The 13799-nt window shown below is 62.3% G+C and carries 14 protein-coding genes; 5 read left to right on the forward strand and 9 right to left on the reverse strand.

From position 1 onward, the window contains the following. Positions 1–71 precede the first annotated feature (71 nt). The 4 genes from MesoLj_RS26795 to MesoLj_RS26810 all read right to left on the reverse strand — a co-directional run bounded on the left by MesoLj_RS26795 (position 72) and on the right by MesoLj_RS26810 (position 2780). Positions 72–908 (reverse strand): DMT family transporter, encoded by an 837-nt coding sequence (locus MesoLj_RS26795; RefSeq protein ID WP_202323145.1) that lies wholly within the window; start codon positions 906–908, stop codon positions 72–74. Further along, complete coding sequence (locus MesoLj_RS26800) at positions 905–1486, reverse strand: TetR/AcrR family transcriptional regulator (RefSeq protein WP_202323146.1); 582 nt, start codon at positions 1484–1486, stop codon at positions 905–907. The genes MesoLj_RS26795 and MesoLj_RS26800 overlap by 4 nt, the downstream gene beginning before the upstream one ends. Positions 1487–1767: 281 nt before the next feature. Next, positions 1768–2220, reverse strand: a complete 453-nt coding sequence (locus MesoLj_RS26805) for a hypothetical protein (protein ID WP_140768369.1) — start codon at positions 2218–2220, stop codon at positions 1768–1770. A 137-nt stretch (positions 2221–2357) separates the two neighbouring features. After that, positions 2358–2780 carry a VOC family protein gene (locus MesoLj_RS26810; RefSeq protein WP_202323147.1) on the reverse strand — a complete coding sequence of 141 codons (423 nt, stop codon included), beginning with the start codon at positions 2778–2780 and terminating at the stop codon, positions 2358–2360. A 187-nt stretch (positions 2781–2967) separates the two neighbouring features. Here MesoLj_RS26810 and MesoLj_RS26815 point away from each other — a divergent pair, with 187 nt between their 5' ends. After that, a complete protein-coding gene (locus MesoLj_RS26815; protein ID WP_244735174.1) occupies positions 2968–3747 on the forward strand; it encodes a helix-turn-helix domain-containing protein in 780 nt (259 codons plus the stop codon). Between the two features lie 21 nt (positions 3748–3768). Here MesoLj_RS26815 and MesoLj_RS26820 read toward each other — a convergent pair whose 3' ends face one another. From MesoLj_RS26820 to MesoLj_RS26830, 3 genes are read right to left on the reverse strand one after another with little or no spacing between them, the layout of a single operon-like run. Beyond that, positions 3769–4632 carry a 23S rRNA (adenine(2030)-N(6))-methyltransferase RlmJ gene (locus MesoLj_RS26820; RefSeq protein ID WP_140768373.1) on the reverse strand — a complete coding sequence of 288 codons (864 nt, stop codon included), beginning with the start codon at positions 4630–4632 and terminating at the stop codon, positions 3769–3771. Next, entirely contained in the window at positions 4629–5240 is a 612-nt protein-coding gene (locus MesoLj_RS26825; RefSeq protein ID WP_202323148.1) for a hypothetical protein, read from the reverse strand. The genes MesoLj_RS26820 and MesoLj_RS26825 overlap by 4 nt, the downstream gene beginning before the upstream one ends. A gap of 19 nt (positions 5241–5259) precedes the next feature. After that, positions 5260–5937: a TetR/AcrR family transcriptional regulator gene (locus MesoLj_RS26830; protein WP_202323149.1), complete on the reverse strand. Its 678-nt coding sequence runs from the start codon at positions 5935–5937 to the stop codon at positions 5260–5262. Positions 5938–6022: 85 nt separating this feature from the next. Between MesoLj_RS26830 and MesoLj_RS26835 the strand changes: the two genes are divergently transcribed. After that, a complete protein-coding gene (locus MesoLj_RS26835; protein ID WP_202323150.1) occupies positions 6023–6493 on the forward strand; it encodes a carboxymuconolactone decarboxylase family protein in 471 nt (156 codons plus the stop codon). Positions 6494–6683: 190 nt separating this feature from the next. Here the strand turns inward: MesoLj_RS26835 and MesoLj_RS26840 are convergent, their stop codons facing one another. Both MesoLj_RS26840 and MesoLj_RS26845 read right to left on the reverse strand, forming a co-directional pair. Beyond that, on the reverse strand, positions 6684–7133 hold the full coding sequence (locus MesoLj_RS26840) for a DNA polymerase III subunit chi (protein ID WP_140768392.1): 450 nt from the start codon (positions 7131–7133) through the stop codon (positions 6684–6686). A gap of 9 nt (positions 7134–7142) precedes the next feature. Next, complete coding sequence (locus MesoLj_RS26845) at positions 7143–8654, reverse strand: leucyl aminopeptidase (RefSeq protein WP_202323151.1); 1512 nt, start codon at positions 8652–8654, stop codon at positions 7143–7145. A gap of 364 nt (positions 8655–9018) precedes the next feature. On the opposite strand from MesoLj_RS26845, the gene lptF reads away from it, so the two are divergent. From lptF to MesoLj_RS26860, 3 genes are read left to right on the forward strand one after another with little or no spacing between them, the layout of a single operon-like run. Beyond that, the gene (gene lptF, locus MesoLj_RS26850; RefSeq protein ID WP_140768396.1) at positions 9019–10221 is read left to right on the forward strand and encodes an LPS export ABC transporter permease LptF; all 1203 of its coding nucleotides are present in this window, start codon (positions 9019–9021) and stop codon (positions 10219–10221) included. After that, positions 10218–11303 (forward strand): LPS export ABC transporter permease LptG, encoded by a 1086-nt coding sequence (gene lptG / locus MesoLj_RS26855; RefSeq protein ID WP_181179651.1) that lies wholly within the window; start codon positions 10218–10220, stop codon positions 11301–11303. Before lptF ends, lptG begins: the two co-directional genes overlap by 4 nt. Beyond that, positions 11303–13729 carry an LPS-assembly protein LptD gene (locus tag MesoLj_RS26860; RefSeq protein WP_202323152.1) on the forward strand — a complete coding sequence of 809 codons (2427 nt, stop codon included), beginning with the start codon at positions 11303–11305 and terminating at the stop codon, positions 13727–13729. The genes lptG and MesoLj_RS26860 overlap by 1 nt, the downstream gene beginning before the upstream one ends. The last annotated feature ends 70 nt before the right edge of the window (positions 13730–13799 follow it).

Here is a 13799-nt window from a genome sequence, read left to right on the forward strand (position 1 = left end):
ATTTAGCGAACACCGTTGGCGCGTCGCGATGACGGCGACGCCCCGCGTATAAGGCAGGCGCATGGATTTCGTCACGGCTGATAGCCGAGGCAGATGGCGCCGAGCGCCACGACGGCGCAGGCGCCGACCCGCCGGGGTGTCAGCGTCTCGCCGAGAAACAGCCGGCCGATGAAAGCCGCGAAGACGACACTGGTCTCGCGGATCGCGGTGATCGGACCGGCAGGTCCGAGCGCGAAGGCCGCCACCACGACGCCATAGGCCAGAAGCGCGAACAGGCCGCCGCCCAGTGCCTTCCAGGTCTCCGGCGCCCGCGGGTCGACAGCAAGCCGGCCACGACAGGCGACGAAGATCGCCGGCAGCAATGCGCCATAGGCCAGCAGGACCCAGGCGGTGTAGGCGCCGACATTGCCCGCCGCGCGAACGCCGATTGCATCGACCGTCGCATAGGCGGCAATGATAGCTCCCGTTGCCAGCGCATAGAGGATCGATGTCGCGGCAGCTCTTCCTCGTCCGAGCGAAAGCCCCATGATGCCGCCACCGACCAGGGCGACGCCGACGGTCTCCAGAACGGTGAGCTGCTGGCCGGCCAGCAGGAAGCCGCCAAGGGTGACGAGCAGAGGCACGCTGCCGCGAACAATCGGGTAGACCTGTCCCAATTCGCCATGTCTGTAGGCGGCCACCAGGAACACGCTGTAGCCAACCTGCAGGCAAGCCGAGAGCCCGACATAGAGCCAGGCCGACGTGGCCGGAAAACCGTTGAGGATTGCCAGGGGAATGGCCAGCATCGTGCTGGAGAAGCTCATGACGGTGACGGTCCACAACCTGTCGGCGCCTGTTCGCAGGAAAGCGTTCCAGCTCGCGTGCAGGATCGCCGCGAACAGCGCGAGGCCGACGACCAGCGGACTCATTGCGGTCTGCGCGAGGCAGCGATGATGTCCAGGGCCGCCTTGCGGGCTTCACGAAGAGCGGTACCCGCCTGCCCCATCTGCGCCATCAGGGTGGCCCCTTCGATCAGCATCAACAGCGTCGCCGCCACGTTCTCGGCGCGCCCGCGCGGCATCACCTGCGCGAGGATCGATCGCATGCGCTGCCTGAAGCCGTCCTTCTGCCTGGCGACGGCCTTGAATACGGCATGCTGCGGGTCACCGAACTCAGCCAGCGCATGCGCGAACAGGCAGCCGTGGAAATCCGGGCTGCGGAACCAGCGGCCATGCCAGTCGAAAATCTTCGCGATCTTCTGCTCCGGCGTCATGCTCTTCCGCGCAAGCTGGTCGAGCTGTTCGTCAAAACGCCTGGCGCGATAGTCGAGCACCGCGACGATCAGTTCATCCTTGCTGGGGAAATGGCGATACATCGTCATCTTGGCCACATCGGCCTCGGCGATGATCCGGTCGATCCCGGTGGCGTGGAAGCCGGCACGCTTGAACAGCGCATAAGCGGTTTCGACGACGTGCTGGCGTTTGTCGGAGACAGGCGACGGCGTCATGATGCGCACCAAGTGATGAGACAGGTCTGTCTCATACCTATGCGATGGATCTCACCTTCTGTCAACAGCACGGAAAAGGCCTGCGGCTGATCAAGCCGCAGGCCTTAAACAGAATCGAGAATTTGGAAGATCGCGCTTGGGGTGTGCTGAGATTCAGGTCAGGCCGAGTCGAAAACGGTAGCTTCCGAGAACCGGAGCGGAGCGTACTCAAAGTACGAGAGCACCGGAAGCGCAGGAAGCTACCGTTTGCAGGCCGGCCTCACCTGAATATCAACACACCCTTAGCGTAGGACGCGGCAGCGGCCGTTGTAGACCATCCAGCGGTCGAAGCCCGAGACGCAGAATTCGACATTGTCGCCGATCGAGGCAAAGCCTTGGCCTTCCTCGATCAGATACCAGATAGACCGGTCGCGCCCGTCGGAGAGGCTGACGGTGGCCCCGCAATAGCGGCGGCCGATCGGCCAGGTGTCGTCGGCCGGCAGATAGCGGTGCTGATGGATGCGCCGGAAGTCGGTGATCTGCACATCCGGCAGATGCGGCACATGATGCACCTGGTAGGAGAAGCGGGAGGTGATCTTGCTCAGCACCCAAGGCTGGCCGCAGACGCCGCCATCGTCGTCCGAATAGACGCCAAGGTCAGCCGCCTGGACCGCATGGGTAATGCCAAGAGGCGCGGCGAGCGGGGTACAGAGCGAAATCAGGGCAGCAAGTGCGGATTTGGCGAAGCGAGTCATGACAGCCTCTCAAGGTCGATTGCGCGCACTGTGCGGATTCGCTTGGCGTCGGTCAAGCGGTTGCTCAGACAATGGTTTCCAGAAACGAGCTGGAGCGTCTACCAACGTACCTACCGGCTACGCGTTCCTCTCCAGTATCAGTCTTCCGGAAGAAAGGCGGGGTTGAAGACGACCTCCCAGAGATGGTCGTCCGGGTCCTGGAAATAGCCGGCATAGCCACCCCAGAACGTATTCTGGGCCGGCTTGACGAGACGGGCGCCTGCCCTGACGGCCTGCGCCATCACGGCATCAACCTCAGCCTCGCTCGTGACGTTGTGACCGATGGTGAACTCGGTCGGGCTTCGGCCGGTCTGGCCGATGCCGGCGTCACGGGCGATGTTGGGACGTTCGAAGATCGCGAACTTCAAGCCGCCCTGCAGATCGAAGAAGGCGACGGCGCCATGCTCGAACTCCCTGCCGATGATGCCCTCGGTCGGAAGCCCAAGTCCGTTTCGGTAGAATTCGAGCGAAGCTTCCAGATTATCGACACCAAGGGTGATGACACTGATGCGAGCTTTCATTTTGACTTCTCCTTTCTATATTCGGGACTTGCGCGGTGACGTCAGCGCGGATGTGGTCGCTAATGCCGGCGGAAGGCTTCATGTGATTTGCCATGGCTGGAGCGGCGCAAATTGAAGATTTCGGCCAAAATGGCGGAGAGCGCGAGCCGAACGGCGAGCTTATGATTGCTAGCCAAGCAGACGGATGATGGCTGAAGGGATGGAAGCGGTACTGGCGCAGACCACCGGCTTTTTCCAGGAACGCCCGGCAGACAGGCGGCTGGGTGCCGTCTTCGCGTCCGTCTGGATCCACCGCATGCAGGACAAGGACGCTCCACCTGTCGTGATAACGCCGGATGCGACGATCGACCTGCAGTGGATCGACGGCCGGTTCCGGGTCGCGGGGCCGGACCGGGAGCCGCAGATCGAGGTATTGCCGTCAGGAGCGACGATTGTCGGATTCAGATTCCGGCCAGGAGCGGCCGCCGCGTGGCTGGGCGTGCCGGCCAACCGGATCGTCGGAGAACGCCTCGACCTCGGTGACCTTTGTGGCACCATGGCGCGCCATCTGGCATGCCGCGTGCGGGACACGCACGATCTTGCCTGGCTGGCGGGGCAGTTGGAGAAGGCAATCGGGGAATACACGCAAGAACACCGTGCGCCCGATGTGGTCATGGGCAATGCATTCGACGTCATCGACCGGGGGCTGCCGGCCGGCAAGCCGCTGGTGCCGTTCCTGCTGCGCAGCTTGCATATGAGCGAGCGGTCGCTGCGTCGCCGTTTCGAGGAGAGTTTCGGCTATGGCCCCAAGACGCTCGACCGCATCCTTCGCTTCCATCGTTTCCGGCGTCTGCGGCAGGCATCCGGCAATGCCTCGACCGCTGTCTTGGCGGTCGAGGCCGGCTATGCGGATCAGGCCCATTTGATACGCGAAAGCAGGCGGCTGTCCGGCATCACGCCGTCGGCACTGGCCGCCACCGGAGCATAGCAGCGCCTCGGCCGACAGCGTTCAAGCCGTGCCCGCCTGCTCCCCGGCCAGCCACTCCAGCGACCAGTGCGCCGGCTTTTCCACCGCAAGCAATTTGTGGAGGGCCGGCAACAGCGTTCGCAATTCGCCCTCCAGCGTGAAGGGCGGATTGACCACCACCATGCCGCTGCCATCAAGGCTGGGTTCCGAAGAGGCCGGCCGGATCTCGAATTCGATGTCGAGGATTTTCGGGATGCCGGATTGCTTCAGCGCCTTCCTGAAGGCGATGATCGCCTTGCGGTCCTTGATCGGATACCACAGCGCGTAAATGCCGCCGGGCCAGCGCTTGTGCGCCCTTATGAGCCCGTCGACCAGACGGCCGAACTCGCCCTCCTCCTCGAACGGCGGATCGATAAGGACCAGGCCGCGCTTCTCCTTCGGCGGCAGATGCGCGCCCAGCGCCAGCCAGCCATCGAGTTCCATCACCCTCACCTGGAAGTCGCCGGCGAATTCCGCTTTCAGCTTGGCGGCGTCTTTCGGGTGCAGTTCGATCGCCGACAACCGGTCCTGCTTGCGCAGGAGATGGCGCGCCAGCATCGGCGAACCCGGATATTTCTTCACGCCGTCCCCGGGATTGAGCGACCGCACAGCCTCCAGATAGGGCGCCAGCAACGCGCCAGCCCTGGCGTCGAACGAGGCATCGATCAGCCTGCCGATGCCGCCTTGCCATTCGCCGGTCTTCTGCGCCTCGAGCGACGACAGATCGTAGCGGCCAATGCCGGCATGGGTATCGACGACGCGAAAAGCCTTGTCCTTCTGCTTGAGATAGTCGAGCAGCCGCGTCAGCACGACATGCTTGACGACATCGGCGAAGTTTCCGGCGTGGTAGGCGTGGCGATAGTTCACTTGGGTCCCCTGCCCCAGCGCGGCGGCGGCGGTTGCGAGTTCGGATTGTCCGGCCGGCCGCCACCGGAACGCCGGGACAGCAGGAAGCCGATCAGGCCGATCGCCATCAGCGAGAGGCCGACCGGCCGCGCACGACGGTCGGCCTCGCCGACACCGGAGCGCAGCACAAGGTCCACCGCCCGCATCGGTATGTCCTCGGCATCGCCCGGACCGACAGTGAAGACATAAGGGCCGGGACTGACGGTCGCGATGACGCCCGCCTCGTCGCGAAAGATCTTGTCGGGCAGTTGCGGGCTGGCCTGGCGCGGGTTGTCGACATGGTTGAACTGCAACGTCGATGCAAGCACCGTGCGGCCATTGGTGGCGGCGGTCAGCGTCAACACCGTGCGTTGCTGCGAAACGATGCGCTCGGCTCTCGCCGTCAAGTCGACCAATGCCCGCACCGGCGCGTCGCGGCCCGAGAGCGACACGGTCACCGGTTTGAAGCGGCCTTGTTCATAGACCCGCCAGGTGCCGATTTCGCGACCGGAAAAATTGGTCATCGCCCAGGGATAGATGAGGCCTATACCGGTGCCGGCGAGCAGGATCAGGACAAACAGAAAGCGCATTCAGACAGTCACCTTGTAATCATGCCTTGCCGGGCAACTGGCCAGTACCGGCACCGTCGCGCAGGCGTTCCATTTCGTCCAGCAGCATGTCGAGGCCGAGTTCGAATGTCTTGTCGAATTCGGCGGTGCCGAAAAAGCGCCCGGCCGCCGTGACATTGGGAAAATCCCGGGCCAGTTGCTCGTCGTTGACCGTGTTCACAGCCGACGGCCCCCTGGCATAGCCCGCGTTCTCGTCCAGCACCGCCCCCATCAAATAATAGCCGACGGCGCGAAACAGCCGTGCGCTGAGTTCGTTGTCAAAGCCGGCATCCCTGAACAGGCCGATAATGCCGTCCAGCCAGGCAAGGCAGATGGGCGAGTTCATACGGTAGGTGACGAAGAAAGCGGCATAGGCTGGATGGTCGCGGCCGATGCGACGAAAATCCTCGATGGCGATACGCATCCTTTGCCGCCATGGAAGGCTGGCGTCGGGCATTTCAAGCGCACCTATCAACCGGTCGACGAGGGCTTCGTGCAAATGCGCCACCGAAGGAAAGTGGTGGTAAATGCTCATCGCCTCGCAACCGAGTGCCGCCGCCAGCTTGCGCATGGAAAAGCCGGCGAGCCCCTCCTTCTCGATCACCTCGAAGGCCGCGTCCTCGATCATCTCGCGCGACAGGCGGCCACGCGTTCCGGCTTTTTTTATCGATGAGTCCATGGCGCCGCTTGACAACTTACACTGTAAGGTTCATCTTCCGCATCACCTTACACCGTAAGGCTTGGAAAAACCAGAGGAGAATGTCATGTTCGACTATCGCATTCTTTCATCCGTGCCTTCTTCCATCCGCCGGACCTGCCTGCTCGCCGCTACCGGTTGTGCACTGACGCTGGCCGCGGCACCTGCCCATGCCGACGACTATGATGCGACCCTCAAGGATATCCAGTCGACCATGGGTGGCGTACCGAGCTTTGTGAAGCAGTTTCCCAAAGCCGGTCTGCCCGGTGCCTGGGCCGAGGTCAAGGCCATCGAACTCAGTGACAAGACGGCGCTGCCCCCAAAGGTCAAGTCGCTGATCTCGCTGGCGGTGGCGGCGCAAATTCCGTGCAGCTATTGCATCTGGTCGGACACGCAGGACGCCAAGCGCGCCGGCGCCACCGACGAGGAGATCCAGGAAGCCGTGACAATGGCTGCGCTAACCCGCCACTGGAGCACCATCTTCAATGGCATGCAGGTCGATTTCGACACGTTCAAGAAGGAAATGGGCGGGCAATAAGCCCGTCGGCAAGAAGGAAATGGGCGGGCAACAGGCTCGCCAGCAAGAAGGAATCAGTGAAGTGGCGAACCAGACGATGACTGTTGTGATCGTCTAAGAGACCCGCCAAAAGGCGGGTCTCTTCATGGGCAGCCCATGCAACCGATACTCGATTGCGACCTGCTCGCCATGTCGGCCATTTCGCCCGCGCCTAGGCCTTGCGCTCCCAGCGGCGGTCTGATGTCTGCTGCCAGTAGGTCACGGCGTGGCCCGCGTCCTTCATCGTCTTCCAATGCGCGCGGGCCGCCTCGACCTGGGCAGCGTCATGGCCGTCGAACAGGAACACGGCGCGCTCGTAACCGGCAAGATCGGGCGCCGCGGCGCCGTCGACCAGGAACCTTATCTTGGCTTCATTGGGATTGCCGTCGCCGGTGGTCAACAGGATAGGCTGCTCCCCGGGATAAGCCTCACGATCGGTCGCGTGCGCCAGGAACGAATCATCGCGGAAGGTCCACAGATGCTGGTCGAGCGCGTCGCGCCGTTCCTCGGTGCCAGTCTGCACCACGGCGCGCCAGCCCCGATCGACGCTGCGCTCGAGCAGGCCCGGCAGCGCATCCTCGAGCGTCGATTCGGTCAGGTGGTAGAACAGCACGTCGGCCATGGATCGAGGTCAGCTTTCGTAATGATCGCGCACCAGCCGGTCGAGCAGCCGCACGCCGAAGCCTGAACCCCACGACTGGTTGATCTCGCTCGACGGCGAGCCCATGGCCGTGCCGGCAATGTCGAGATGCGCCCAGGGCGTATCCTTGACGAAGCGCTGCAGGAACTGCGCGGCGATGATGGCGCCGCCATAGCGGCCGCCGATGTTCTTCATGTCGGCGTTCTTGGAATCGATCAGCTTGTCGTATTCGGCCCCGAGCGGCATGCGCCACAGCCGCTCCTGAGTCGCCAGCCCCGCCCCCGTCAGCCTCTCCGCCAATTCGTCATTGTTGGAAAACAGGCCGGCATAGTGCAGGCCGAGCGCGACCATGATGGCGCCGGTCAGCGTCGCCAGATTGACCATGAATTTCGGCTCAAAGCGGTCGTTGCAGTACCACAGTGCGTCGGCCAGCACGAGACGCCCCTCGGCGTCGGTGTTGAGCACCTCGATGGTCTGGCCCGACATTGAGGTGACAATGTCGCCGGGACGCTGGGCATGGCCGTCGACGGCATTCTCGACAAGACCGATGATGCCGACGACATTGGCTTTCGCCTTGCGCGCGGCCAGGGCGTGCATGAGTCCGGTTACCGCGGCAGCGCCACCCATGTCGCCCTTCATGTCCTCCATGCCCGACGCCGGCTTCATCGAATTGCCGCCGGTGTCGAAGGTGACGCCCTTGCCGACGAAGGCGACCGGGCTATCCTTGGGCTTGCCGCCATTCCACTGCATGATCGCCATGCGCGCGCCGCGTGGCGAGCCTTGAGCAACGCCAAGCAGCGAGCCCATGCCGAGCTTCTTCATCTCCTTCTCGGCCAGGATCTCGACCTTGACGCCGAGCGCCTCGAGCTCCTTGGCCCGGGCAGCGAACTCGACCGGTCCCAGAATATTTGCCGGTTCGTTGACAAGGTCGCGCGCCAGAAGCACGCCGTCGACCACCGCCTCGGCATCCGCGAAGGCCTTCCTGGCGCCTGCCGGGTCGGCGGTGTGGATGGTTATCTTGACCGACTTCTTCGGATCGGCCTTTGCGTCATCCTTGTCCTTCCTGGTCTTGTACTTGTCGAAGGAATAGCCGCGCAGGAGGATGCCCGCCGCAAGATTGGCGGCGTCCTTGCCATCAGGCGAGGCGCCGGCAAGGTCGAGCACGACGGCAACGTCGGTTGCCTTGCGCAATGAGGCTGCAATGGTGCCGCCGAGTTTCAGCCAGGCATATTCGTCGAGTCCCGACGCCTTGCCGGCGCCGATCGCGACCAGCCTGTCGAGCGACGTTGCCTGCGGCGCCAGAACCTCGACGACGCCGGCGAACTTGCCCGTGAACTCGGCCACCGGGAACGCCCGTTCCAGCGTCTTGCCTTGATCGTACGCCGAGGCGATGTCGCTCAGGCTTCCGTCATCCGCCGACAGCACGAAGACCGTGCCCTTCCTGTTCGCCGCCGTCTGAGGCGCGGCAAATTTTGCAAAGGCGATCGACGGTCTCGGATTCATCATGTCCTGCTTTCGGGGATTGCGCGATGATGCGCGAAGCGGTTTGAAACGATCCGCGACATTTGGTCGTTTTCCGGCATTTGGCAAGACTTTGCCAAAATGGCTACCCATATGACACACGGAATCGATGGCGATTCGTCGCGGCACGGCCCCGCTTCATGCCGCAACATGTTGTTAACCATCGATGTTCGCCCTTTCTTATCCATTCCCTCCGACACTCCGGTCCACTGCGGCACGCGACGTGGGACGGGAACCGGATCGCCTGCCTGATCGAGCCCATCGGAGCCAGTTGTGCGGTCGTCGCCGGACAGCTACCCTGAGCGTGGTGGCATGATGCCGTTCGAGAAAATCGAGTAAAGCCTTCATGAAGGTCGTTGAACGCTACATCATGCGCCGCGCTTTCGTGGTCTTCCTGGCAGCGCTGGTCTGGACACTGGCCATCGTGTGGACCACGCAGGTGCTGGCCAAGATCGACCTCGTCACCGACAGTGGCCAGTCGTCGCTGACCTTCTTCGAGGTCGCCGCCCTCATTCTTCCCTCGATCATACCGATCGTCGTGCCTTTCGCGCTGGTGGTGGCGGTTGCCCAGACACTCAGTGTCATGAATTCGGATTCCGAACTCGCCGTCGTCAACGCGGCTGGCGCCTCGCGCTGGACGATCGTGCGGCCAATCATGCTTCTCGCCCTTGCGGCCAGCGTTTTTTCCTTTGCCGTCGACAATGGCATCGACCCCTATGCAAGGCAGAAGAATCGCGCCCTGGTGGCGCAGTCGCGCGCCGACCTGTTGTCGCTGATCATCCAGGAAGGCACTTTCCGCAAGATCGAGGACGGCCTTTTCCTGCAGATTGGCGAGCGGCTTCCGGACAATCGGCTGGGCGGCATCTTCGTCGCCGATTCGCGCGAGGAAGGCGTCAATCTCGTCTATTATGCCAAGACGGGCAGCATCGTAGAACGCGGCGGCGAAAAGGTGCTGATGATGAATGACGGCGTCATCCACCGCAAAACGCTGACCGGCGACCTCAGCGTCATCCGGTTCACCTCCTATGCCTTCGACATGTCGGCGTTCATGGCGGCGGCCTCCGAGGTGACGCTGCTGCCGAAGGACCAGACAACCCAGTACCTGCTCAATCCAAGCCCCAACGACAAGAATTTCCAGCAACGACCGCAGGAATACAGGGCCGAGATCGACCAGCGATTTTCGGAATGGACCTATTCCATGGTGTTCGCGCTGATCGCGCTCGCGGTCGCCGGCGACGCGCGCTCGCATCGCGAGGCGCGCGTCAATCCCCTGATCACGGCGATCACCATATCCCTGTTCGTGCGCTGGCTGGGTTTCTTTGCCGCCAGCAAGGCGGATGAGATTCCGCAATATGCCTATATGGTCTATGGCGTACCCATCGTGGCTTCCGCCGTTGCCATCTGGTTCATCGTGTCGAACCGCACCATGGAACTGCCGGTGGCCTGGGCGGACTGGATGACGAACCTGGCCAGCCGCTTCGGTGACGGCTGGAACGCCCTCAAGCTGCGTTGGTCACGGCGCGGCACTTCAGGTCAGGGGATCGGCTGATGGGCTGGACACTGGGCCGTTATTTCTTCTTCCGTTACGTGACGATCACGATCTGGTTCTTCCTGGGCCTGCTGGCGCTGGTGTTCCTGATCGATTTCACCGAACTGTCCGGCCGCACCACCGGCCTGCCCGGCTTCACCTATGGAACGGCAGTGGCCATTTCGGGCCTTCGCATGCCGATGATCATGCTGCAGACAGTGCCGTTTGTCGGCCTGTTCTCGGCGATGGCAACGCTGGTGTCGCTCAACCGCCGCTACGAGCTGGTCATCGCGCGTTCCGCCGGCGTTTCGGCCTGGCAATTCCTTTTGCCATGCTGCATCGGAGCACTGCTGTTCGGCTTCGTGTCGGTCGGGCTCATCAATCCGCTGGCCGCACACGCCTTCTCCTTGTCCGAACAGATCGAGACCCAGTTGCGCTCCGGCAAATCGAACACGGTTTCGGCCGATGCCGCCCCCTGGATTCGTCAGAAAACCGGCGATGGTGACACCATCATCGGCGCACGGGCCATTCTCAACCAGGGCCTGGAGATGGCCGACGCCGTCTTTTTCGTCCTCGACCAGCAAGGCAATATCGTCGAGCGCAAGGATGCCGCGCGCGCCTACCTGCGGGACGGCTATTGGGACTTGCAGGACGTAAAGACCTTCAAGAACGGCACCATCCAGCCCGCCGCAAGCGATCGTGTGCCGACCAATCTGAAGCCGGAATTCGTGCAGGAGCGGCTGGCGCGCCCGGAAACCATTCCATTCTACGACCTGCCCGGAAAAATCGAGGTTGCCCGTTCCTTCGGCCTCAAGGCAAATGCCTTTGCCATGCAGTTTGATTCGCTGGTGGCGTTGCCGTTCCTCCTCGTCGCCATGACGCTGATTGCGGCAACAGTTTCAATGCGATTTGCGAGGATGGGACAATCAGCAACGATGATTCTGGGTGGCGTCGTTGCCGGCTTTCTGCTTTATGTCGTTTCGGTGCTGGTGAAGGCATTCGGCGTGGCGGGGTTCGTGCCGACTGCCATAGCCGCCTGGGTACCAGTTGTGGTAGCTATGTTCTTCGGGGTGACTTTCCTGCTATACAAGGAAGACGGCTAGTGAGGGAGGCGTTTTTGCCCAGCAACAGGCAGGCCAGTTTGGCGCGCCTCTATGCGGCGAGCGCCTTGGCGTGCCTGCTTGCCTGCGGCGTCCCATTGCCTGCGTTCGCGCAGGAAGTCGGCGATATGGCGACCAAGGTTCCGTCCGGCTCGCAGATGCTGCTCGCGGCCGATACGCTCGAGTACAACAACGACAACCAGACCGTGACCGCTGTCGGCGGGGTTCAGATCGACTATGGCGGCAACCGCCTCGTCGCCCAGAAGGTCGTATACAACCGCAACACCAAGCGGATGGTTGCCAGCGGCAATGTCGAGATCGTCAACAGCGACGGCACCAAGATCAATTCGCAGCACATCGATATCACCGACGATTTCGCCGACGGCTTCGTCAACGCGCTTCGCGTTGAAACCGTCGACAAGGCCTATTTCGCCGCCGAAAGCGCCGAACGCATGGGCGGCGTGCTGACCACCTTCCACAATGGTGTCTACACCGCCTGCGAGCCGTGCGAGGACAAGCCCGACAAAGCGCCTACCTGGCGCGTGAAGGCCAGGAAGATCATCTGGAACGGCGAGAAGAAGACGGTTCGCTTCGAGAATGCGAATTTCGAGTTCTTCGGCTTTCCGCTCGCCTACCTGCCGGCTTTCGAGATCGCCGACCCGACGGTGAAGCGCAAGAGCGGCTTCCTGATCCCCAGCATCAGCTACAACAGCCATCTGGGATACAGCGTCAAGGTTCCCTACTATTTCGCACTTTCGCCGACCTATGACCTGACGGTGTCGGGAAGCGGCTACACCAAGCAGGGCTTCCTCGGAGAAGCCGAGTGGCGGCAGCGCTTCAACAATGGCCAATACAGTTTGAAGATCGCCGGCATCCAGCAGCAGGATCCCGATGCCTTCATCGACAGCGCGGGCCGCAACGTCGATTCCGGCGCCGCTGGCGACCCAAACAAGTTCCGCGGCATGATGGGCACGCAGGGACAGTTCGCGATCAACGAACGCTGGAATGTCGGCTGGGACGTGCTCCTGCAGACGGACAAGAACTTCTCCAACACCTACAACATCGACAAGTACAATGCCGCCGTCCACCAGTCGTCGGTCTACCTGACCGGTCTCAATGGCCGTAACTATTTCGACGTGCGCGCCATGCATTTCGAGGTCCAGGAAGATACGCTCAGCAGCAATCCCGCGGCGCGAAGCGGCCAGCAGCCCTGGGTGCTGCCCTCGCTGGATTATGCATACATCCCCGATGCGTCCATCGCGGGCGGCCAGTTGTCGATGAACGTCAATACGCGGGTGATCCGCCGCGATGATCTCGATCAGGCTTTCTCGACCCCTTACAATTCTCTCACCCCAACCCAGCGTGTCCGCGGCATTGAAGGCGAATCCAGCCGCCTCACCGCAGAGGCTGAATGGAAGCGGTCATTTGTCACTGACAACGGACTGGTGCTAACACCCTTGCTGGCGTTGCAGGGCGACGTCGATTATCTGAACGCCTCATCCGGTTCTTTGGCGGCCATCAACGAAATGGCGGCAAACCCCGAGATAAATACGAACAATGACATGCGTTCGTCGTTTGCCCGTTACATGGCAACAGCGGGCCTCGAAATGCGTTGGCCGATGCTGTTTTCGATGGCCAGCGGGTCGAGCCATGTCATTGAGCCGATGGCGCAGGTATTCCTGCGTCCGAACGAACAGTATGTCGGCGGTCTCGCCGTCCCGAATGAAGACGCCCAGAGCATGGTGTTCGATGCGACCACGCTCTTCGAACGCGACAAGTTCTCCGGTTACGACCGCGTGGAAGGCGGCTCGCGCGCCAATGTCGGCTTCCGCTATTCCGGCTCCTATATCAACGGCTGGGGCACTAACGCGATTTTCGGCCAGTCCTACCAGATTGGCGGGGACAACTCCTTCGCCGCGCCGGATCTGGTCAATGTCGGCGCCTATTCGGGCCTCCAGAACACCAAGTCCGATTATGTCGGCCTGTTCGGCATTAACAGCCCCAATGGATTCGCGGCTTCCGTCAGCGGCCGCTTCGACGAACAGAGCTTCGAGATTCGCCGCGCCGAGGTGAAGGCCGCCTATTCGGGCCTGCCGGTGTCGTTGAGTGCCAAATACGCCTTCATCCAGGCCCAGCCGCTCTATGGCTTCACGACCGACCGTCATGAGGTCACGCTGGGTGCGTCCACCCACCTTGCCGAGAACTGGCGCGTGTTCGGGACGGGAACCTACGACCTGCAGGAAAGCCTGCTGGTCAAGGATGGCGTAGGCTTCGCCTACAACGATTCCTGCTTCACCTATCTGATGACGTACTCGCAGTCGCGTGACCTGAACACCAGGGAAGTCACGCAGAGCATCGGCTTCAATCTGTCGTTCCGCACCCTCGGCGACTTCGGCTCGTCGACCAGCGCGATCGACACCATCCAGTAGCCGGCGACATCGTTTCGCCGCATAGGGCTGGCACGGATTCGCGCACCCGGAAGAGGACGAAATTGGGCGG

The organism is Mesorhizobium sp. 113-3-9 (genome assembly GCF_016756515.1).
Lineage (GTDB): Bacteria > Pseudomonadota > Alphaproteobacteria > Rhizobiales > Rhizobiaceae > Mesorhizobium.